Genomic DNA, 21,329 nt, shown 5'->3' with positions numbered 1-21,329 from the left:
GTAAAACGCAAAAGGGGCCGTGAGGCCCCAGAGTCGGTCAGGGACGCTGCGCCAACTTGTGTTCCAGATAGTGGATGCTGGTGCCGCCTTCGATGAAGCGGGCGTCCTGCAGCATTTCGCGGTGCAGCGGGATGTTGGTGGAAATGCCTTCCACCACCATTTCCGACAGCGCGATGCGCATGCGCGCCAGCGCCTGGTCACGCGTGTCGCCGTACGTGATGACCTTGGCGATCATCGAATCGTAGTTGGGCGGCACGAAGTAGCCATTGAACGCGTGCGAGTCGATACGCACGCCAGGACCGCCAGGCGTATGCCAGTTCGTGATGCGGCCCGGGCTGGGCACGAAACGGAACGGATCTTCGGCGTTGATACGGCATTCGATCGCATGGCCGCTGAACGTGATGTCACGCTGACGCAGCGTGAACTTCTCGCCGGCGGCGATCAGGATCTGCTGCTGCACCAGATCGACGCCTGTGATCAGCTCGGTGACCGGGTGTTCGACCTGGATGCGGGTGTTCATTTCGATGAAATAGAACTCGCCGTTTTCGTACAGGAACTCGAACGTGCCGGCGCCGCGATAGCCCATCTTGCGGCAGGCGTCGGCACAGCGGTCGCCAATGCGCTCGATCAGGCGGCGGGCGATGCCGGGCGCCGGCGCTTCTTCGATGACCTTCTGGTGGCGGCGCTGCATGGAGCAATCGCGCTCGCCCAGCCAGACCGCGTTGCGGCCGCCGTCGGCCAGCACCTGGATTTCGATATGGCGCGGGTTCTCGAGGAACTTCTCCATATAGACTTCCGGGTTGTTGAAGGCGGCGCCTGCTTCGGAACGCGTCATCGTGACGGCATTGAGCAGCGCGGCCTCGGTGTACACCACGCGCATGCCGCGGCCACCGCCGCCGCCTGCTGCCTTGATGATGACCGGATAGCCGACTTCGCGCGCCGTGCGCAGGATTTCCTGCGGATCGTCGGGCAACGCGCCTTCCGAGCCCGGCACCACCGGCACGCCGGCTTCGATCATGGCGCGCTTGGCGCTGACCTTGTCGCCCATCAGGCGGATCGTGTCCGGGCGAGGGCCGATGAACACGAAACCGCTCTTCTCGACGCGATCGGCGAAGTCGGCATTTTCGGACAAGAACCCGTAACCCGGGTGGATTGCCTCGGAATCCGTGACTTCGGCGGCCGAGATGATGGCCGGCATGTTCAGGTAGCTTTCACGCGACGGCGCGGGCCCGATGCACACGGATTCATCGGCAAGGCGCACGTACTTGGCTTCGCGGTCGGCCTCGGAGTGCACGACGACGGTCTTGATGCCCAGCTCGCGGCAGGCGCGCTGAATGCGCAGGGCGATTTCGCCCCGATTGGCGATCAGGATTTTTTCGAACATGTTCAGCTATCAGCCAATGACGAACAGGGGTTGACCGTACTCGACGGGCTCACCGTTTTCGACCAGGATTTCTTTGATGACGCCGGCCTTGTCGGCTTCGATTTCATTGAGCAGCTTCATGGCTTCAATGATGCACAGCGGATCGCCTTCCTTGACGGTGGCGCCCACGTCGATGAACGGGGCGGCGCCCGGGTTCGGCGAACGGTAGAACGTGCCGACCATCGGGGCCTTCACGACGTGGCCTTGAATGACCGGGGCAGCGGGCGCGGCCGGCGCAGCGGCGGGCGCGGCGGCGGCGGCGACGGGCGCGGCGGGCACGCCGGCTTCGGGCTGGTGGTAGGCCACCGGCTGCAGCGTCTGCGAGAACTTGACGATTCTGACCTTGCCTTCGCCTTCGGTGATTTCCAGCTCGGCGATGCCCGATTCAGCCACCAGGTCGATCAGGGTTTTGAGTTTTCGAAGATCCATAGAAGCTGCTTCCCGAGATAGTGTCGGCGTCGTCCCAGCGTCGGGGTTCGCGCCGCATAAGATGTAAAAGCGTTGATTTGATGCGAGATCAGTGCCGCACTGCGTAACGCAGCGCGGCCTCGTAGCCGTCCGCGCCCAGGCCGCTGATCAGGCCCTGCGCCAAGTCGGACAGATAAGAGTGATGCCTGAACGGCTCTCGCTTATACAGATTGGACAAATGTACTTCAATAAATGGGATCGCGACCCCGGCCAGCGCGTCGCGAATCGCGACACTGGTGTGCGTGTATGCCGCTGCGTTGATGATGATGAAGTCCGTGCCGTCCTGCCGTGCCGCCTGAATGCGGTCAACCAGCGCACCTTCGTGATTGCTTTGCCACGCAGTCAGCGTGGCGCCCAATTCGCCCGCAAGCAGCTCGAGACGCTCATTGATCTGGGCCAGAGTAAGACTGCCGTAGATATGAGGTTCCCGGGTGCCAAGCAGGTTCAGGTTCGGGCCATGCAATACCAGTATGTTTTGCGCCATGCGCGTGCCAAATTGTGGATTGCCAATTGTTGGCAAAACAGCCGATAAACCAGCTTTTTACGCCAATTCCTACTATTTGTCCAACAGACTTACGCCTTCAAACCCGAAAGGGTGCGATCCAGATCGTCGGGCTGAACTTCACCCAATATCTTCCGGTTAATGCTGCCATCTGCGTTGAAAACGATAGTAAAAGGCAGACCACCGCTAGGATTACCCAGCTTACGCAGCGTATCGATGGCGCCGGCGCCGATCACCCATAGAGGGTATGAAACCTGTACTTTCTCGACAAACTTCTGCATGTTGGCGGCAGAATCAACGCCGATGCCAACAAAGCGTACTTGCGGGTATTTTTTCTGCAAAGCGTCGAGCGCGGGCATCTCTTTGACGCACGGCGCGCACCACGTTGCCCAGAAATTGACCAGGATGGGCTGGCCCTTCCAGCCGGCCAGCGAATGCGAGGCGCCGTTCAGATCCGGGAGCTGCATCTGCATGAGTCCCGCGACTGGATCGCCCGCGTCAGCCGGCGCGGCATCGTTCTTGGGCTTGCGGCCCATCAGCGTATAGCCGCCCGCGACAGTCGCGGCCACCGCCACGGCGGCGGAAAGAAGTAGGCGTCGATTCATGGCGCGATGATAACCGTTGCGGCCGTTTTACGCCGCAGGCGCGAGGCGCCGGCTTGTCGGGCCGCTATATATACAATGCGGGGCAGGAGATTTATCAATGCACCTGCACATTCTTGGCATCTGCGGCACCTTCATGGGCGGACTGGCGCTGATTGCGCGCGCCGCCGGCCATAAAGTCACGGGTTGCGACGCGGGCGTGTACCCGCCGATGAGCACCCAGCTTTCCGAACAGGGTATCGAACTGATCGAAGGCTTTGGCGCCGAGCAACTGGCGCTCAAGCCTGACCTGTACGTCATCGGCAACGTGGTCAGCCGCGGCAACCCGCTGATGGAAGCCATTCTGGAATCCGGGGCGCGCTATGTGTCCGGGCCGCAATGGCTGGGCGACAACATCCTGCCAGGCGCGCACGTGTTGGCGGTGGCCGGCACGCACGGCAAGACCACCACAAGCTCGATGCTGGCGTGGGTGCTGGAAGCCGCAGGCATGGCCCCGAACTTCCTGATCGGCGGCGTGGCGCAGGACCTGCACGTATCTGCCCGCTACGACCCGGCGCGCCGCCCCTTCGTCATCGAAGCGGACGAATACGACACGGCGTTCTTCGACAAGCGCTCCAAATTCGTTCACTACCGCCCGCGCACCGCCATCCTGAACAACCTGGAATACGATCACGCCGACATCTTCCCCGATTTGACGGCGATCGAAACGCAGTTCCACCATCTGGTTCGCACGATCCCCGGCTCGGGCCGTATCGTCCGACCGACGCAATCGGACGCGCTGGACCGCGTGATTGCACGGGGATGCTGGTCGGATACCGTCACGTTCGGCCCGGATGGGCAGTGGCAGGCGTCGCCACCGGACGCTGACGGCGCGTTCGAGGTCACGCGCGCCGGCGTCCACGCCGGCACCGTCCGCTGGTCGCTCACCGGCGAACACAACCGCATGAACGCGCTGGCCGCCCTGGCTGCCGCTGAACACGTTGGCGTGCCCGCCGAACAGGGCATCGATGCCCTCACCCGCTTCGGCGGCGTCAAGCGCCGGATGGAATTGCGCGGCACGGTCAATGGCATCAAGGTCTACGACGACTTCGCTCACCATCCCACCGCCATCGCCACCACGCTGGAAGGTCTGCGCCGTCAGGTTGGATCGGCGCGAATCCTGGCCGTGCTGGAGCCGCGCTCCAACACCATGAAGCTGGGCACCATGGCCGCCAGGCTGCCCGAGGCGCTGGCCGACGCTGACCTGGTGTTCTGCTTTGGCGCCAGCGAGGGCAAGCATGCGCTGGGCTGGAACCCGGCTGAAGTGCTGGCGCCCCTGGGCGGGCGGGCTTCCAGCTACGATGACATCGGCGCGCTCGTCGACGCCGTTGCTGGCGCCGCCCGGCCGGGCGACCAGGTGCTGGTGATGAGCAATGGCGGTTTCGGCGGCATCCATGGCAAGCTGCTGGATGCGCTGCAGGCGCGGGGCTGATTCCGCCCGCTTGGCCGAACCCGGCAAAGCGCGCCCTGCCGGACATGCCGGGCTGGCCCTGCCAGACCCGCATGTCCGGAATTCAAGCCCTCAGCCGGCCGCCTCCCGCAACGCACACGGAAACAGCAAGCAATGATCCTCTATCTACACGGTTTCCGATCGTCGCCCGATTCTTTCAAGGCCCGCCTGATGGCGGACGCCATGGCCGCGCGCGGCCTGACCGATGCGTGGGCCTGCCCGCAACTGCCCGCCAGCCCGCGCCAAGCCATCGACCTGGCGCTGGGCATGGCGCGCGACCGGCTGGCGGACGCCGATTCGCCGCGCGAACTGACTGTCATCGGCTCGTCGCTGGGCGGTTTCTACGCCACCAGGATCGCCGAGCAGCTGGGCTGCAAGGCCGTGTTGCTGAATCCCGCCGTCCACGCCGCGCGCGACCTTGCCACCCAGGTCGGCGAGCACCACATGTATCATTCCGGCGCGCCGTTCGTTTTTTTGCCCGAATATGTGGACGAACTGGCCGCCATCCATGCGCCGCGCATCACGCAGCCCGACCGGTATTTCCTGGTGGCCGCGACCGGCGACGAAGTGCTGGATTGGCGCGAGATGCGCGACCGATACGCCGGCTGCCGCCAGCGCATCGTGCAAGGCAGCGACCACGGCCTGTCCGATTTCGCGGATTGGATGCCGGAAGTGCTTGAATTCGCCCTAGGCGGCAAGCCGGTACGCACCTGATAATCAATATCGACTTTCAACACCCACAAAGCTGCGCAAGGCGGCGCGAGGCCGCCGCCCAGGACGATCCCCACCATGTATGTGTTTTACGAAGATGACGGCAGCTTCAAGGCCGGCAATATCCTGTCCGAGACCGACGCCAGCCTGCAGGTGGAGTCGGAGTCGGGCAAGCGCAGCAAAATCAAGCGCGCCAATACCCTGTTCAACTTCGCCTCGCCGGATCCGGCAGCCCTGATGACCCAGGCGGCCGCCACGGCCGAGACGCTGGATCTGCAATTCCTGTGGGAATGCGCGCCGCAAGAGGAATTTGACTCGCCCGCCCTGGCCGCCGACTACTTCGGCCACGCCCCCACGCCCGTCGAGCAGGCCGCGCTGCTGATGCGCCTGCACGGCGCGCCGGCGTACTTCCACCGCCGCGGCAAGGGCCGCTACCGCCCCGCCCCGCCGGACATCCTGGCCGCCGCGCTCGCCGCGCTGGAAAAGAAGCAGCGCCAGGCCGAACAGCAGCAGGAATGGGTCGACGAAATGGCCGCGGGCCGCCTGCCCGAACCCATCGCCCAGGCCGCCGAATCGCTCCTGATCCGTCCAGACAAGAATTCGCAGCAATGGAAGGCCCTGGACGCCGCGTGCGCCAAGCTGGGCAAGACGCCTGACCGCCTGCTGCTAGAACTGGGCGCCTGGCCGCACGCGCTCGCGCTGCACAAGCGCCGCTTCCTGGCCGTCAACTTCCCGCGCGGCCTGGCCTTTCCCGACGTGGAACTGCCGCCCATCGACCGCGAACTGCCGCTGGCCGACGCCGAAATCTATTCCGTGGACGATGTCACCACCACGGAAATCGACGACGCGCTCTCCGTCTCCACGCTGCCCGACGGCCGCGTGCGCGTCGGCGTCCACGTCGCCGCGCCCGGCCTGTCCGTCACCCGCGACAGCGAACTGGACAAGCTGGCCCGCGCCCGCCTGTCCACCGTCTACATGCCCGGCGACAAGATCCCGATGCAGCCGGACAGCGTCATCCAGGCGTTCTCCCTGGACGCCGGCCGCGAAGTGCCCGCGCTATCGCTGTACGTCACCGCCAATCCCGAAACCGGCGAAGTCATCGAATCGGAAACCCGCCTGGAACGCATCGTCGTGCGCGAAAACCTGCGCCACAACATGCTGGACAGCCAGGTCACCGAGGCAAGCCTGTCCGATCCGGACGCCGACCTCCCCTACGGCCACTGGCTGCGCCCGCTCTGGAAGCTGGCGCAGGCCCTGTCCGCGCAACGCGAAAACGTGCGCGGCAAGCCGGAAAACAATTCCCGGGTGGAGTACAGCTTCTACCTGGACGGCAACCCCGACGATCCCGACACGCCCGTGCGCCTGGTCCCGCGCCAGCGCAACGCGCCGCTGGATCGCATGGTGGCCGAATACATGATCCTGGCCAACAACCTGTGGGGCGGCCTCTTGAACCAGCACGGCGTGCCGGGCATCTACCGCTCGCAGCAAGCTGGCCGCGTGCGCATGAGCACGCAGGCGCTGCCGCACGAGGCCATCGGCGTTCCCCAATACGCGTGGAGCACGTCGCCGCTGCGCCGCTACGTCGACCTGGTCAACCAATGGCAACTGATCGCCGCGGTGGAACACGGCGTCTCGGCCCGCCTGATCGCCCCCTTCAAGCCGCGCGACGCAGACCTGTTCGCCATCATCGGCGCCTTTGACGCGCAATACGCGGCCTGGGCGGAATTCCAGAGCGCAATGGAACGCTACTGGTGCCTGCGCTGGCTGAAGCAGAACGGCGTGACGCGGACGGTGGCGCATGTGCTCCGGGACGATCTGGTGCGGTTTGCGAATGCGCCGTTGGTGACTCGGGTGGGAGGGATGCCGGAGTTTGAACGCGGGACTGCGGTTGAGGTGGATATTCTGGGGATGGATGAGTTGTCTCTGGAGTTGGATTGTCGATTTGTGGGCGAAGTTAAGGGGGAGGCTGCGGCTTCGTAGGTCGCATTCTTCCGATCTTCGTCGGTCGCTTTCTTCGGTTCTTCGTAGGTCGCTTTATTCAGTTCTTCGTAGGTCGCCCGACGCCGCGGTCACCGGGGAGGCGATCGCCCACGATTGCGGTCCGGAGCCTTCGCTCCGGACTTGCCTAGGCGGCCCCCCCCCGTCGTCATCTTCGTTGTCGCCTTCGGCGACTGCCTTCAGATTCCCTCGGGCGCATCGACGGCGCTCGCCTCCCCGGTGACCGCGACGCCGTGCTGCCAGGGTCTTTGGTTTGCGCGCTACAAGACCCGTGGTCAGGGAAGGAGATCTGCGGGGCCGCCGGATTGCTGCCGCCCGGGCGGCGGCAACCCGGCATCGGGTCTGTGGGACGTCGTAGCGGGGTGCGCTTCGCGCTGGCGGGGATTGGTTTGCTAATGGTTCGCCTCACGGTGGGTGGGGCGGTGATGGGCGGCGCCGCGACGATCCGCCACAACCTGCCGACCTGTTCGCGCCGCCCATCGGGCACTTGAGTTCAAGTGACGATTAGCAGCGAGCCGTGCTCGCACGAAGGTGTCAGACACCGGAACCAGTCCTACGAATCTGCTGGTGTCTGACACCCGAACCAGTCTTACAAGTCCGCGGGTGTCGGCCACCCGGACAAGCTAGCGCCTTCGCCAAGGGATGGGAGTCTGAAACCAGGGAGCACACTTCGAGCCTGCAGCCAGTCTTCGCGGGTGTCAAAAACCCAAGCGTTACCTACTCGCGAAGCTTCATCATTTCAACGCAAGACGCCGCGTAAGTCTCCGGAGGCCGCCCGCGCGGCCGAACGGAGACGGGCACCGCAAGATACTTCGAGCCCTCAATAACCTGCGCAAAAATGCCAAGCACGCCGACCGCCCCAGCTGCCTGAAAACTTGAATTGCCAGAGTCCGGTGCGGTGGCGTCCCGGGGTGCGCGGGGCGTCGATAAGCCCGAGGGAATCTGAAGGGAGCCGAAGGCGGACGAAGATGACGAAGGGGCAGTCCGGAGCGAAGGCTCCGGACCGCAATCGTGGCCCCGCGCGCCCCGGGACGCCACCGTGCCGGACGTCTTAAGAACCGAAGTCGCCGCAGCACTGAACGCCTAAAGAACCAAAGCCGCCAAAATTCAAGAACCAGCACGCGCCCAAGTCGAGAAACCCCAAACCCGAATCCCAACGCAACGCTAACGATCTCCCCGTTAAACTCCCAACAAAAAAGCAAACGGAGGAGAAGACATCATGCGCATTCTGCTGGTCGAGGACAATCTCGATCTTGGCGATGCCGTTGAGAGCAAGCTGCGTTCGGCAGGTCATAGCGTGCAGTGGGTCCACGACGGCGTGCAGGCCTCGCGATGGGCGCTGGACGAGACCTGGGACGCGCTCGTGCTGGACATCAACTTGCCCGGCAAGGATGGCTTCACGCTCATCCGTGAATTGCGTGCCGCCGGGCTCGACGCGCCCGTGCTCGTCATGACCGCGCGCGCCGAGATCGAGGACAAGATCGACATGCTGGATCTTGGCGCCGATGATTACCTCGTCAAACCCTTTGACCTGCGCGAACTCGAAGCACGGCTGCGTGCCCTGTTGCGGCGGCCTGCGGGGCAGACCACCAGTGTTGCGCATTTCGGGAATCTCAGTCTGGACCTGGCAAACAGGCATGTCGAACTGGCCGGCGCCCCGCTCGAACTCGGCCGGCGTGAATTCCGGTTGCTTGAGATTCTGGTCGGAAAGCTGGGTCAGACCGTCGCCAAAGAACGCCTCATGAATCAGATCTTCGACCTGGACGACGGCTCGCTCAATGCGCTTGAGTTGCTGATCTCGCGGCTGAGAAAGAAACTGGCCGGCGCGTCCGTGGACATCGTCACCGTGCGGGGCGTCGGGTATCAGGCCCGCAGCCATGAAAATCCCTGAAAGCTTCTCCATCCGGCAACGCGTCTTCACGCTGGGCGCCGTGTTGCTTGCGTGCGCGCTCATCGGGCTGGTGTTCTTCCTGCGCGGCTACGCCCAGCGTGCTGCGGAACAGGCGTTTGATCGCCTGCTCGCCGCCTCCGCGTTGACCATCGCCGGATCGGTTCAGATCGAAGACAACGAAGTCACCGTCGAGCCGCCAGTCTCGTCGCTTGCCATGCTGTCCGGCGGCGAGCGCGTGTTCTACGAGGCGCGCACCTCCAACGGCAGGCTCATCACCGGGTACGGCGACCTTGCGCCCGGCCTGCCGCTCGCGCAGTCCGCCACGCCTGTCTTCACGTACTTGCGGTATCACGACGAACCCATCCGCGTCGCGACTGTCGGCCGCCTCGTGTCCGCCAGCCAGCATGCCGGCTGGGTCACCTTGCGCGTCGCCGAGACGTTGGGGTCGCGCGAGGCGCTGGCCGGTGAAATTCTGCAGCGCAGCGTGTTGCCGCTGCTTGCCGTATCGCTGGTCGCGCTCGGCCTCTTGTGGTTTGGCGTCCAGCGCGCCTTTGCGCCGCTTGCCGTCGTCGAACGCGAATTGCGGCGTCGGGCGCCCGATGATCTGGAGCCGCTGTCCAAGCCCGTGCCGCGCGAGGTGCGGCGGCTCATCGAAGCGCTCAATGGCTTCATGCAGCGCCTGTCCGGCGCCATGGACAGCCTCAACACCCTGGTGGCCGACGCTGCGCACCAAGTTCGCACACCGCTGGCGTCGCTACGCGCGCAGGCCGAGGTCGCCCTGGACGAGACCGATCCCCAGCGATTGCATGCGCGGCTTGAACGCATCCATCTGAACGCCACCCACGCCAGCCAGCTCATCAACCAGTTGCTCATGGACGCCACCATCACCCACCGCATGGGCAAGGGCGCCCGCGCGCTTGTCGGCGTGGCGGAGACTGTCAACGAAACGCGCCGGCGCATTGGACCTCTGGATGCGCAGCGGCTGCGCATCGCCATTGCGCCTGAAGTGCGCCGCGCGCGCATCGCAGGGGATCGTGTCGCATTGCGCGAAATGCTGCGCAACCTGGTGGACAACGCCTTGCGTTACGCGCCGGATGGACCCGTTGAGATCCAGGCCATGCCGGTTGCCGGATATCGTGTCGCGCTGACCGTCTCGGATCGCGGGCCTGGGGTGGCTGACGATGAGAAGGAAACCGTACAGCAGCGGTTTTCGCGCGGCCGTGCGGGGGAATCGCTGCCCGGGTCCGGATTGGGACTGGCCATCGTGCGGTCCGTGGCCGTCGCGCATGGCGGCTCGTTGTGGCTGCTCGACCGGCCCGGCGGCGGCCTCACGGCTCGCGTCGTGCTGCCCTTGGCGCGCGGCGGCGCCGGGCGCGCGCTGACCACAGCTGCGGCGGCGTTCTGCATGACATGCCTGCTGCTCGCTGCGCCGTCCGCTGAGGTCCGCGCGGCAGGCGCAGCTGAGCCGGCGCGGGTCACGTCAGATCCGGTTGCCGCTCCCGCCGCTGCCAAAACTGTCGACACCCTCCGCCCCTCGCAAATCCCAGAAATCATCACCCGCTACCCCGCCCCCCAGCCCTCCTCCCGCGTCCTCACCATCGCCGGCCCGACCGACACGCCCGTTGTCGCGCCACTGATCCAAGGCTTTCAGTCCCACCGCCCCGACGTCAGCGTCGTCTACCGCGAAATGGGCAGCCGCGAGCTCTACGAGGCCGCCATCGAAGGGCGTTTGCAGGACGTGGACGTGCTGATGAGTTCGGCATCCGACCTGCAGATCCGGCTGGCCAACGACGGGTACGCGCAAAGCTATGCCTCGCCCTACGCCGCGCGGCTGCCGTCCTGGGCCATCTGGCGGCACGAGGTCTACGGGTTCACGTTCGAGCCCGCGGTCATCGTCTACAACCCCAAGCGTTTTGCCGAGGCGGCCGTGCCGCGATCGCGCCAGGACCTGCTGCGGCTGCTGGAACAGGACCCCCTGCGTCTGCGCGGACGCATCGGCACCTACGACATTGCCGCCAGCAGCCTGGGCTATCTGCTGGCCGAACAGGACGAACTGGTCTCGTCCAACTTCTGGGGGCTGGCCAACGCCATGGGCCAGGCCGGCGTGCGGCTGGCCGCCACCAGCGCCGAGATCCTGGATGCCATCGAGCGCGACGAACTGGACATCGGCTACAACATCCTCGGCTCGTACGCCTTGTCGCGCCAAGCCGCGGGCCGGCCCATCGGCGTGGTGTTTCCGCAGGACTACGTGCTCGTGCTGGCGCGCTCGGTGCTGATCGCGCGTACCGCCCCCAATCCCGATCTGGGACGTGCGCTGGTCGACTGGCTGCTGTCGCCCGCCGGCCAGCAGGTCGCATCCAGCCATGCCGCGCTGGGCTCCATCATGGAAGACACGCCGGGGCGCTGGACCTCCGAAGCGGTGCTCGCGCGGTCGCAGGGCATTGTGCAGCCGGTGGTGTTGAGTCCGGCGTTGCTCGTGGGACTGGATCAGCGGCGGCATTCGCGCTTCGTGCAGAACTGGATACGGCTCGTCACCGATACGCCGCAGCGGCCGTAATAGAAACGTGGGCCGGCCACGAACATAAAAAACGTGGGCGGACCACGGACACGCCCAAGACGCCCCCGCCGCCATGCCCAGGGATTTCCCCTAGACGTCGCCTGCCGCCATGACAGGACGACGACAGACGCGCACTCCTAAGATGGCTGCACGCGGACCCCAGAGTCCGCAACAAGCCAAATCAATCGGAGACATCCCCCATGCTTGCCAAGTCCAAACTGGCGGCCGCCTGCGCCGCCGCATTCGCCATCGCCTCCGGCAGCGCCTTTGCGCAGGCAGTGCCCGCGGGCTACCCGGGCGACTACCAGAAGATCCTGGACGGCGCCAAGAAGGAAGGCAAGGTCGTCATCTATTCGACCACCGACACCAAGGCCGCCGGCCCCATCATCAAGGGCTTCGAAGCCATGTATCCGGGCGTCAAGGTCGAATACAACGACATGAACAGCACCGAGCTCTACAACCGCTACATCAGCGAACAGGCGGCGGGCGGCGGCAGCGGCGACATCGTCTGGAGCTCGTCGATGGACTCGGCCCTGAAGCTGGCCACCGATTACGCGCTGAAGTACCAGTCGCCCGAGGCAGGCAAGCTGCCGGCGTGGGCCAACTGGAAGGATTCGGCCTACGGCACCACCTACGAGCCTGCCGTCTTCATCTATAACAAGCGCCTCATTCCCGCCAATGAAGTGCCCACGACGCACGGCGCGCTGGCCAAGCTGATCGCCAGCCAGCCCGACAAGTTCAAGAACAAGGTCACCACCTACGACATCGAGAAGTCCGCCGTCGGCTTCATGCTGGCCGTGCAGGACAAGGCCAACGATCCCAAGTATTTCGACACCCTCAAGGACATCGCCAAGGGCGGCCTGATCGTGCAATCGTCCACCGGCACGATGATGGAACGCGTGTCCTCGGGCGAAAACCTGATCGGCTACAACATCCTGGGCTCCTACGCCGAAACGCGCGCCAAGAACGATCCGTCGCTGGGCGTGGCCTATCCCACGGACTACGCGCTGGTGCTGTCGCGCGTCGCGTTCATCAGCAAGAAGGCCAAGAACCGCAACGCCGCCAAGCTGTGGATGGACTACCTGCTGTCGCAGAAGGGCCAGGAGATCATGGCCAATCAGGCTGACCTGGCGTCCGTGCGCGATGACATCGAAGGCGACAACGACGTGGACGGCATGACCAAGAAGCTGGGCGCCTCGCTCAAGCCGATTCCGGTCAACGAAACGCTGCTGGACTACCTGGAGCAGAACAAGCGCCTGGAATTCATCAAGCAATGGCGGGCGGCAGCGGGCAAGTGATGCCCGGGCTCCGGGCGGTCACGCGGCCCGGAGCCGCCGCCAACGCAGCGGACGGCGCGCCGTCCGCCTGACCCTGCCCCGGGGCCATCGCCCCGGCGGCGCGGCCACCGCGTCATTTCCGACCACAGGATTTCCCATGCAGTCATTGCGCAGAAAATGGCAGTCCCTGCCACGCGGCGTGGTGGTGCTGATCACGGCGCTCGCCATCTACGTGCCGCTGTCGTTCATCATCATCCAGAGTTTTCTCTCGGCGCCCTTCTTTGCCCCGTCCAAGAGCTGGAGCCTGGACGCCTTCCGCTTCATCTTCGCGGATCCCGATTTCTACAAGGCGCTACGTAGCGGCTTCATCCTGGCATTCGGTCTGGCCGCCATCGCCATTCCGCTGGGTGGCATGCTGGCGTTCCTGATGATCCGCACCGACCTGCCCGGCCGCCGCTGGATCGAGCCGCTGATCCTGGTGCCGGTGTTCGTGTCTCCCATGGTGCTGGGCTTCGGCTACGTCGTCGCGGCCGGTCCGGTCGGCTTCTTCTCGACCTGGGTGCAGAACATTCTTGGCTTCGTGCCCTGGAACGTCTATTCGCTGACCAGCATCGTCATCATCGCCGGCCTGACCCACGTGCCGCATGCCTACCTGTACATCTCGTCGGCGCTGCGCAGCATGGGGTCCGACGTGGAGGAAGCCGCCCGCGTGGCCGGCGCGTCGCCGCTGCGCGTGATGGTGTCGGTCAGCCTGCCCATGGTGCGGCCGGCCATGCTGTACGCCACCGTGCTGCTCTTCTTCCTGGGTCTGGAAGTGTTCGGTCTGGTGCTGGTGCTGGGCGATCCGGAAGGCAACCTCGTGCTGGCGACCTACCTGTACAAGCTCACCAACAAGCTGGGCATCCCGTCCTATCACCTGATGGCCGCCGTGGCCGTGGTGCTGATCTGCATGACCATTCCGCTGGTGATGCTGCAGCGCCGCCTGATGCGCACCGCCAACCGCTTCGTCACCGTCAAGGGCAAGGCCTCGCGCGCGCGTCCGCTGCCGCTGGGCAAGTGGCGCTGGGTCGCGGGCGCGGTCGTGGCGTTCTGGTTGTTCGTCACCATCATCGTGCCGCTGACCGGCGTGCTGCTGCGCGCGTTCGTGTCCAACTGGGGGCTGGGCGTCTCGCTCTTTGACGTGTTGTCGCTCGACGCCTTCCGCACCGTGTTCTCGCAGCCCAACCTGATGCGCGCCATCGTCAACTCGGTCGCCATCGGCGTCTTCGGCGGCGCGCTGGCGGTGATGTGCTACATGTTCGTGGGCCTGGCCATGCACCGCAAGCCGGACAACGTCACGCGCTTCATGGACTACAGCGTGCTGGTGCCGCGCGCCGTGCCGGGCCTCCTGGCCGGTCTGGCGTTTTTGTGGGTGTTCCTGTTCGTGCCGATGTGGCTGGACAACGCGCTGGACGTGGACGAGAACGGCTGGCTGTCGGCCCTGCCCTTCGCGGAATGGCTGCGCGAGAACTTCGTCGAATGGCTGCGTGCCCTGCGCAGCACCATCTTCAGCGTGTGGCTCGCCTACACCGTCGTGTGGATGGCCTACGGCCTGCGCCTGATTTCCTCGACCCTGCTGCAAGTGGGGCCCGAACTGGAAGAAGCCGCCCGCACCGCAGGCGCGCGCCGCGGTCAGGTCACCCGTCACGTCACGGTGCCGCTGGCCAAGTACGGCCTGATCGGCTCGTGGCTGCTGATGTTCCTGATCTTCGAGCGCGAATACTCCACCGGCGTCTATCTGCTGTCGCCCGGCACCGAGACCATCGGGTCCATGCTGGTGTCGCTGTGGGCGTCCGGCGCCATCGACATCGTGGCCGCGCTTTCCTTCATCAATATCGTTCTGGTCGTGATCGGCCTGGGCATCGCCCTGCGATTCGGAGTCAAACTTCATGATTGAGCTTTCTGTAGAAGACCTGCACCTGGACTACGGTGACAACCCGGTGCTCAAGGGCGTGTCGATGCAGCTGCGCCAGGGCGAAGTGGTGTCGCTGCTGGGCCCGTCGGGCAGCGGCAAGACCACCCTGCTACGCGCCGTGGCCGGCCTGGAAGGCCCCAAACGCGGGCGCATCACCATCGGCGAGAACGTCGTCTACGACGGCGCGGCCCGCGCCGAGATCCCGGCCGAAGAGCGCAACCTGGGACTGGTGTTCCAGTCGTACGCGCTGTGGCCGCATAAAACGGTATTCGAGAACGTCGCCTATCCGCTCAAGCTGCGCAAGACGCCGGGCGCCGAGGTGCGCGAACGCGTGCAGGCCGTGCTGGACCAGTTGGGCCTGGGCAAGCTTGGCCAGCGCCACCCGCACGCGCTGTCCGGCGGCCAGCAGCAGCGCGTGGCCATCGGCCGGGCGCTGGTCTACAGCCCGCCCGTCATCCTGCTGGACGAGCCGCTGTCCAACCTGGACGCCAAGCTGCGCGAGGAAGCGCGCGCCTTCCTGCGCGAACTCATCATCCGCCTGGGCCTGTCCGCGCTGATGGTGACGCACGACCAGAGCGAAGCCATGGCGATCTCCGACCGCATCCTGCTGCTGAACAACGGCAAGATCGAGCAGCAGGGCACGCCGCAGGAGATGTACGGATCGCCATCCACCCTGTTCACGGCCGAATTCATGGGCAGCAACAACCGGCTGGACGGCAAGGTCACCGAGCTGCGCGACGGCCAGGCCCGGATCGAGGGCGCCGGCTGGTCGCTATGGGGCAAGGCGGGCGCAGGCGTCGCCGCGGGCCAGGACGCCACCGCCGTCATCCGCGTGGAGCAGGTTCGTCTGGCCGATGACCCGCACGGCAACCACGTCGACATGCCGCTTCTGACCAGCATGTATCTGGGCGACCGCTGGGAGTACCTGTTCCGCACGCCGGACGCCGATCCGGCCCGCAGCCTCGCCCTGCGCGCCTACGGTCCCGAAGGCCGCGAGCCCGGCCCCTGCCGCCTCGCGCTGCCCGCCGACAAGGTCTGGATCTTCCCCCGGGCGTCCGCCTGACGGGGTCTAGGCCGTCCGTCCGAGGGTGAATACCGCCTTCGGACGGACCGCGCGGCGGGTGCGGACTCGCCTTACAATGCGCTGGTGCAACGCGCTGATTCCCCCTCCATGCTGAGCCGTTACCTCTGGTGGCTGGGCGCCCCCGCCCAGCACTACCTGCGTATCGGCATCGCGATATCGCTGTTGGTGCACGCCGGCGCGCTGGCGTGGCGTTTCAGCGCGCCCACGCAGACGCGCCCGCCCGTGACCAGCCTGGAAGTCGTGCTGCTCAATGCCCGCAGCGAGACCCCGCCGGAAACCCCGCGCACCGTCGCGCAGAACCAGATGACGGGCGGCGGCAACGCCGACCGCGGCGTGTCCACCACGCCCCTTCCCCAGACCGGCAGCTCGGCCGAGACCATCGTCCTGGAAGCCATGCGCCAGCGCCAGGTGCAGCTGGAGGCCGAACAGGCCCGCCTCATTACCCAGCTGCGCTCGCCGCACAACGCCGGCCCCGAGCGCCAGGCCGTCAACCCGTGGCCCGACGGCGCCGACGTCGGCCAGGACGCCCAGGACCAGGCCAGCGTCATCCAGAACGCCCAGGTGGCGGCGCTGGCGGCGCGGGTCCAGCAGTACAGCGCCGAGCCGCGCAAACAGTTCATCGCCCCATCTGCCGAGGCTTCCCGCTACGCCGGCTACCTGGACGCCTGGCGCACCCGCATCGAAACGGTCGGCACCCAGCATTACCCCGATGAAGCGCGCGGCCGCATCTACGGATCGCTGCGCATCACCGTGTCGGTGCGCGCCGATGGCAGCATCGCCGAGGTCGAGATCGACCAGCCCTCGCCGCACGCGGTCCTGAACCAGGCGGCGCGCCGCATCGTCCAGCTGGCCGCGCCCTTTCCCCCCTTTCCTCCCGATATCGCCCGCGATACGGACGTGCTGGTCATCACCCGCACCTGGCATTTCGTCAACGACACTCTGGAAACACAGGCCCCATGACCGAGGCGATTCCTCAAGCCCGCTACGCCGTCATCGGCAATCCCATCGCGCATAGCCGCTCGCCTCAGATCCACGCCATGTTTTCGCAGCAGACCGGCAAGCCGCTGCGCTACGAGCGCCTGCTTGCCCCGGTGGACGGTTTTGCCGACGCCGTCGCCGCCTTCGTGGCGGACGGCGGCCTGGGCCTGAATGTCACGGTGCCGTTCAAGCTGGACGCCTATGCGCTGGCGGCGGACCATCTGTCGAATCGCGCGCGGCTGGCGGGCGCGGTCAACACGCTGTCGTGGCGCGATGGCGTCTGGCACGGCTGCAACACCGACGGCGTGGGCCTGGTCAACGACCTGTTGCGCCTGGGCGTACGCCTGCCGGGCGCCGCCGTACTGCTGGTCGGCGCCGGCGGCGCGGCGCGCGGCGTGCTGCAACCCCTGGCCGAGGCCGGCTGCGCGCGCATCCACATCGTGAACCGCACCGCCGCCCGCGCCGAGGAACTGGCCGCCGCGTGGGCCGCGAGCGGCGTGTCGCCGCAAACCCAGGTGACCGCGGGCGCACTGGCCACCGCCGCCGTGCCCGGCGGCTGGAACCTGGTCATCAACGCCACCGCCAGCGGCCTGCAGAACGCCGCGCCCGACCTCCCGCCCGGCCTGTACGCCGACGGCGCCGCCGCCTACGACATGATGTACGGCGCGCAGCCCACCGCGTTCATGCGGCAGGCCCAGACTGACGGCGCCGCCCTGACGGCCGACGGGCTGGGCATGCTGGTCGGCCAGGCCGCCGAAAGCTTCTTCATCTGGCACGGCGTACGCCCCGATGCCGCGCCCGTCCTGGCAGCGCTGCGCGAGGCGCTGGCCGCCGGAAGCTGAACGGCATGGCGACGCGCACGGGCCGCAGCGGCGGCCGCAATTGGTTCCGGATCACCACCGGCTTGGTGATGGCGCTGGTGTGCGCGATCCTGCTGTACCAATTCTGGCTGTTCGCCCAAGTGGTCTGGTACAACTACCGCGACCCGGGCAGCAGCGCGATGATGCGCGAAGAGCTATCGCGCCTGCGCAAGGAAGACCCCGGCATCGAACTGAAATACGAATGGGTGCCGTATGACAAGATCAACCGGTCGCTCAAGCGCGCGGTGATCGCATCCGAGGACTCCAATTTCACGGGTCACGATGGGGTCGAATGGGACGCCATCCGCAAGGCCTGGGAATACAACCAGAAACAGGAAGAGGCCGGACGCTCCAAGATGCGCGGCGGCTCCACCATCACCCAGCAACTGGCCAAGAACCTGTTCCTGTCAGGTTCTCGCAGCTACCTGCGCAAGGGCCAGGAACTGGTCCTGGCTTACATGATCGAACACGTCATGAGCAAGGAACGGATCCTGGAGCTCTACCTGAACGTCGCCGAGTGGGGCGTGGGCGTGTTCGGCGCCCAGGCCGCCGCCAAGCATTATTTCAATACCACCGCCGCCAACCTGGGCAACAGCCAGTCAGCCCGGCTGGCGGCCATGCTGCCCAACCCGCGCTTCTATGACAGTCATCGCAAGTCCAACTATCTGAATTCCCGGGTCGGCGTGCTGACGCGCCGGATGCAGATGGTCGACATCCCCTGAAAGGGGAACCGGACAAATCGGTCCTGCCGGCCGTCTTCCCGCTGCGGGATTTGTTAAGCTTTCACGTTTACGCGCTCCACTCCTTTTTCCTTCATGCGTACTGCACGTCGCTACCTGGCCCGAGAGGTCTATCGCTCTTGCGCAGTGGTCCTTCTGGCCCTGCTCGGCCTTTTCACGTTCTTCGCACTGGTGGACGACCTGGACAACGTGGGCGACAAGTTCTCCATGATGGCCCTGCTGTACATGCAGGCGCTGGCGATCCCCACCCGTCTCTATGACCTGCTGCCCATCGGGCTCCTGATCGGGGCCATCCTGGCGCTGGCGGGCCTGGCCCAGCGCAACGAACTCGTCATCCTGCGGGTCTCCGGGGTCAGCGGCATGAAACTGCTGCGGATGCTCTGGATCGTCACGATCCCCCTGATGATCGGCGCGGGCCTGCTGTCCGAATACGTGACGCCCTGGGCCGAGGTCAAGACCGGCGAAGCCAACCTGATGTTCCGCGGCAAGGCCGGCGGCGACCGCCTCAAGAGCGGCTACTGGTTCAAGGAACCCACCGCCAATGGCGGCACCCGTATCATCAACATCGCTGAACTGAAGGGCGACGGCCAGGTGGCCGGCGTGACCCTCTACGAATTCAAGAAGGACCTGACGCTGTCCGCGCTGTCCACCGCCCCCACGGGCTCATTCACGCGCGGCGACCTGGTGCTCAAGGACGTCTCCGAAACCCGCCTGGACGCCGAAGCCGCCGAGGCGCTCGCCAACGCCCGCCCGCCCAAGAACCCGCCGGCCACCGTCATCAAGCTGCCCGAACGCTCCATCGACACCACCCTCAGCGCCGAACGTCTGCTGGCGCGCGTGCTGACGCCAGAACGCATGTCGATCGTCACGCTGCTCGACTACGTGGAATACCTGCGGGACAACCAGCTTCAATACGACCGCCAGGTCGTCGCCCTGTGGCGCAAACTGGCCTACCCCTTCACCCTGCTGGTAATGATCACCATCGCCGCCCCCATCGGCCTCATGCAAACCCGCCGCGGCGGCGTCGGCGCCAAGGTCTTCGTGGGCATCCTGCTGGGTGTGGGCTTCTTCATGCTGAATCAGCTTGCGCTGAACGTCGGCATGCTGGGCAAGTGGCCGCCCTGGCTGACCGCCCTGGGCCCGAACCTGGGCGCCATGGCGCTGGCGCTGGGCGCCATGAGCTACATGGAATACCGCCACACCATCACCCGTCTCGTCCAACAACGTTGGCCCTGGAGCAAGAGTCCCGCATGAACGGCAGTATCTGGATGATCGGCGACGTGCAGGGCTGCTGCTCGCCGCTGGATCGCTTGCTGTCCCACCCCGACCTGGTCGGCGACCCCAAGTCGCGCTTCTGGTTCGCTGGCGACCTGGTCAACCGCGGCCCGCAGTCGCTCGAAACCCTGCGCCGCATCATCGACCTCGGTGATCGCGCGACGGTCGTCCTGGGCAACCACGACCTGCACCTGCTGGCCGCGGCCGCGGGCGTGCGCAAACCGTCCAAATCGGACACGCTGGAATCCATCCTGCGCGCGCCGGACGCCACTGACCTGCTCAACTGGCTGCGTTTCCGGCCGCTGGCGCATTTCGAGCAGAACCATCTGCTGGTCCATGCTGGCACGCTGGCCAAGTGGGACGTGGCCAAGACGCTGGCCCTGGCCGGCGAAGTCCAGGACGCCCTGCGCGGCCCGAACTGGCAGAAGGCGCTTCAAAAGATGTACGGCAACGAGCCGGCCACCTGGAAGGAAGACCACAAGGGCGGCAAGCGGATGCGGGTGATCATCAACGCGCTGACGCGGATCCGCTTGTGCACGCCGAACGGGCACATGGAGTTTGCAACGAAGGTGACGCCGGGGGCTTGGCCGCCGGGGCTGGTGCCTTGGTTCGATGTGCCTAATCGGGCGACGCGTAATGTCACGACGGTGTTTGGACATTGGTCGACGCTGGGGTTGTTGCAGCGGCCGGACGTGATCTGCCTGGATACGGGATGTGTTTGGGGTGGGTCGTTGACTGCGTTGCGGTTGCAGGATCGGAAGCTCGTGCAGGTTAAGTGTTCGCAGTTTCAGGATCCTTTGGCGGAGTGATCCGTGGGGGTCTGCTTTAGATCTTCTTGCGTTGATTCTTTCGATCTTCGTAGGTCGCTTCTTTAGGTCTTCGTAGGTCGCTTTCTTCGGTTCTTCGTAGGTCGCCCGACGCCGCGGCCACCGGGGAGGCGATCGCCCACGATTGCGGTCCGGAGCCTTCGCTCCGGACTTCCCCGTCGTCATCTTCGTCCGCCTTCGGCTCCCTTCAGATTCCCTCGGGCGCATCGACGGCGCTCGCCTCCCCGGTGACCACGACGCCGTGCTACGAGGGTCTTTGGTTTGTGGCGCTACAAGACCTGTGTTCAGGGAAGGAGATCTGCGGGGCCGCCGGGTTGCTGCCGCCCGGACGGCGGCAACCCGGCATCGGGTCTGTGGGACGTCGTAGCGGGGTGCGCTTCGCGCTGGCGGGGATTGGTTTGCTAATGGGCCGCCGTCACGGTGGGTGGGGCGGTGATGGGCGGCGCCGCGACGATCCGCCACAACCTGCCGACCTGTTCGCGCCGCCCATCGGGCACTTGAGTTCAAGTGACGATTAGCAGCGAGCCGTGCTCGCACGAAGGTGTCAGACACCGGAACCAGTCCTACGAATCTGCTGGTGTCTGACACCCGAACCAGTCTTACAAGTCCGCGGGTGTCGGGCACCTGGACAAGCTAGCGCCTTCGCCAAGGGATGGGAGTCTGAAACCAGGGAGCACACTTCGAGCCTGCAGC

General features: G+C 65.8%; 17 protein-coding genes. 13 read left to right on the top strand and 4 right to left on the bottom strand.

Going from position 1 to position 21,329, the window contains the following annotated elements:
- Positions 1 to 37 precede the first annotated feature (37 nt).
- The 4 genes from accC to AB3147_RS02900 all read right to left on the bottom strand — a co-directional run bounded on the left by accC (position 38) and on the right by AB3147_RS02900 (position 2,998).
- Positions 38 to 1,384, bottom strand: a complete 1,347-nt coding sequence (gene accC / locus AB3147_RS02915; RefSeq protein WP_175139132.1) for an acetyl-CoA carboxylase biotin carboxylase subunit — start codon at positions 1,382 to 1,384, stop codon at positions 38 to 40.
- A gap of 9 nt (positions 1,385 to 1,393) precedes the next feature.
- Positions 1,394 to 1,852: an acetyl-CoA carboxylase biotin carboxyl carrier protein gene (gene accB, locus AB3147_RS02910; RefSeq protein WP_175139133.1), complete on the bottom strand. Its 459-nt coding sequence runs from the start codon at positions 1,850 to 1,852 to the stop codon at positions 1,394 to 1,396.
- Between the two features lie 88 nt (positions 1,853 to 1,940).
- The gene (aroQ, locus tag AB3147_RS02905; RefSeq protein ID WP_056327805.1) at positions 1,941 to 2,375 is read right to left on the bottom strand and encodes a type II 3-dehydroquinate dehydratase; all 435 of its coding nucleotides are present in this window, start codon (positions 2,373 to 2,375) and stop codon (positions 1,941 to 1,943) included.
- Positions 2,376 to 2,464: 89 nt separating this feature from the next.
- Positions 2,465 to 2,998, bottom strand: coding sequence for a TlpA family protein disulfide reductase (locus AB3147_RS02900; RefSeq protein ID WP_175139134.1), 534 nt, complete (start codon positions 2,996 to 2,998; stop codon positions 2,465 to 2,467).
- Positions 2,999 to 3,095: 97 nt separating this feature from the next.
- Here AB3147_RS02900 and mpl point away from each other — a divergent pair, with 97 nt between their 5' ends.
- From mpl to AB3147_RS02835, 13 genes are all read left to right on the top strand, one after another.
- Complete coding sequence (gene mpl / locus AB3147_RS02895) at positions 3,096 to 4,466, top strand: UDP-N-acetylmuramate:L-alanyl-gamma-D-glutamyl-meso-diaminopimelate ligase (protein ID WP_367351402.1); 1,371 nt, start codon at positions 3,096 to 3,098, stop codon at positions 4,464 to 4,466.
- A gap of 132 nt (positions 4,467 to 4,598) precedes the next feature.
- On the top strand, positions 4,599 to 5,198 hold the full coding sequence (locus AB3147_RS02890) for a YqiA/YcfP family alpha/beta fold hydrolase (RefSeq protein ID WP_367351401.1): 600 nt from the start codon (positions 4,599 to 4,601) through the stop codon (positions 5,196 to 5,198).
- A gap of 75 nt (positions 5,199 to 5,273) precedes the next feature.
- Complete coding sequence (locus tag AB3147_RS02885; RefSeq protein WP_218342191.1) at positions 5,274 to 7,175, top strand: ribonuclease catalytic domain-containing protein; 1,902 nt, start codon at positions 5,274 to 5,276, stop codon at positions 7,173 to 7,175.
- Positions 7,176 to 8,412: 1,237 nt separating this feature from the next.
- Positions 8,413 to 9,084 (top strand): response regulator transcription factor, encoded by a 672-nt coding sequence (locus AB3147_RS02880; protein ID WP_218342193.1) that lies wholly within the window; start codon positions 8,413 to 8,415, stop codon positions 9,082 to 9,084.
- Positions 9,071 to 11,641: a sensor histidine kinase gene (locus AB3147_RS02875; protein ID WP_367351400.1), complete on the top strand. Its 2,571-nt coding sequence runs from the start codon at positions 9,071 to 9,073 to the stop codon at positions 11,639 to 11,641. The genes AB3147_RS02880 and AB3147_RS02875 overlap by 14 nt, the downstream gene beginning before the upstream one ends.
- Positions 11,642 to 11,841: 200 nt before the next feature.
- Positions 11,842 to 12,939, top strand: coding sequence for an ABC transporter substrate-binding protein (locus AB3147_RS02870; protein ID WP_367351399.1), 1,098 nt, complete (start codon positions 11,842 to 11,844; stop codon positions 12,937 to 12,939).
- Positions 12,940 to 13,075: 136 nt separating this feature from the next.
- On the top strand, positions 13,076 to 14,854 hold the full coding sequence (locus AB3147_RS02865; protein ID WP_175126245.1) for an ABC transporter permease: 1,779 nt from the start codon (positions 13,076 to 13,078) through the stop codon (positions 14,852 to 14,854).
- Positions 14,847 to 15,935 (top strand): ABC transporter ATP-binding protein, encoded by a 1,089-nt coding sequence (locus AB3147_RS02860; protein ID WP_175126246.1) that lies wholly within the window; start codon positions 14,847 to 14,849, stop codon positions 15,933 to 15,935. The genes AB3147_RS02865 and AB3147_RS02860 overlap by 8 nt, the downstream gene beginning before the upstream one ends.
- 81 nt (positions 15,936 to 16,016) lie before the next feature.
- The gene (locus AB3147_RS02855; protein WP_367353514.1) at positions 16,017 to 16,916 is read left to right on the top strand and encodes a TonB family protein; all 900 of its coding nucleotides are present in this window, start codon (positions 16,017 to 16,019) and stop codon (positions 16,914 to 16,916) included.
- On the top strand, positions 16,913 to 17,776 hold the full coding sequence (aroE, locus tag AB3147_RS02850) for a shikimate dehydrogenase (RefSeq protein WP_367351398.1): 864 nt from the start codon (positions 16,913 to 16,915) through the stop codon (positions 17,774 to 17,776). Before AB3147_RS02855 ends, aroE begins: the two co-directional genes overlap by 4 nt.
- 5 nt (positions 17,777 to 17,781) lie before the next feature.
- Positions 17,782 to 18,516 (top strand): monofunctional biosynthetic peptidoglycan transglycosylase, encoded by a 735-nt coding sequence (mtgA, locus tag AB3147_RS02845; RefSeq protein ID WP_218342198.1) that lies wholly within the window; start codon positions 17,782 to 17,784, stop codon positions 18,514 to 18,516.
- Positions 18,517 to 18,609: 93 nt separating this feature from the next.
- Complete coding sequence (lptG, locus tag AB3147_RS02840; RefSeq protein ID WP_175126249.1) at positions 18,610 to 19,788, top strand: LPS export ABC transporter permease LptG; 1,179 nt, start codon at positions 18,610 to 18,612, stop codon at positions 19,786 to 19,788.
- The gene (locus AB3147_RS02835; RefSeq protein ID WP_175126250.1) at positions 19,785 to 20,618 is read left to right on the top strand and encodes a symmetrical bis(5'-nucleosyl)-tetraphosphatase; all 834 of its coding nucleotides are present in this window, start codon (positions 19,785 to 19,787) and stop codon (positions 20,616 to 20,618) included. Before lptG ends, AB3147_RS02835 begins: the two co-directional genes overlap by 4 nt.
- Positions 20,619 to 21,329 lie beyond the last annotated feature (711 nt).

The sequence above is a fragment of the Achromobacter animicus genome, from assembly GCF_040775605.1.
Classification (GTDB): domain Bacteria; phylum Pseudomonadota; class Gammaproteobacteria; order Burkholderiales; family Burkholderiaceae_B; genus Achromobacter; species Achromobacter animicus.
Note: the sequence above shows the minus strand (reverse complement) of the source record. Positions and strands in the feature narration are given on the sequence as shown.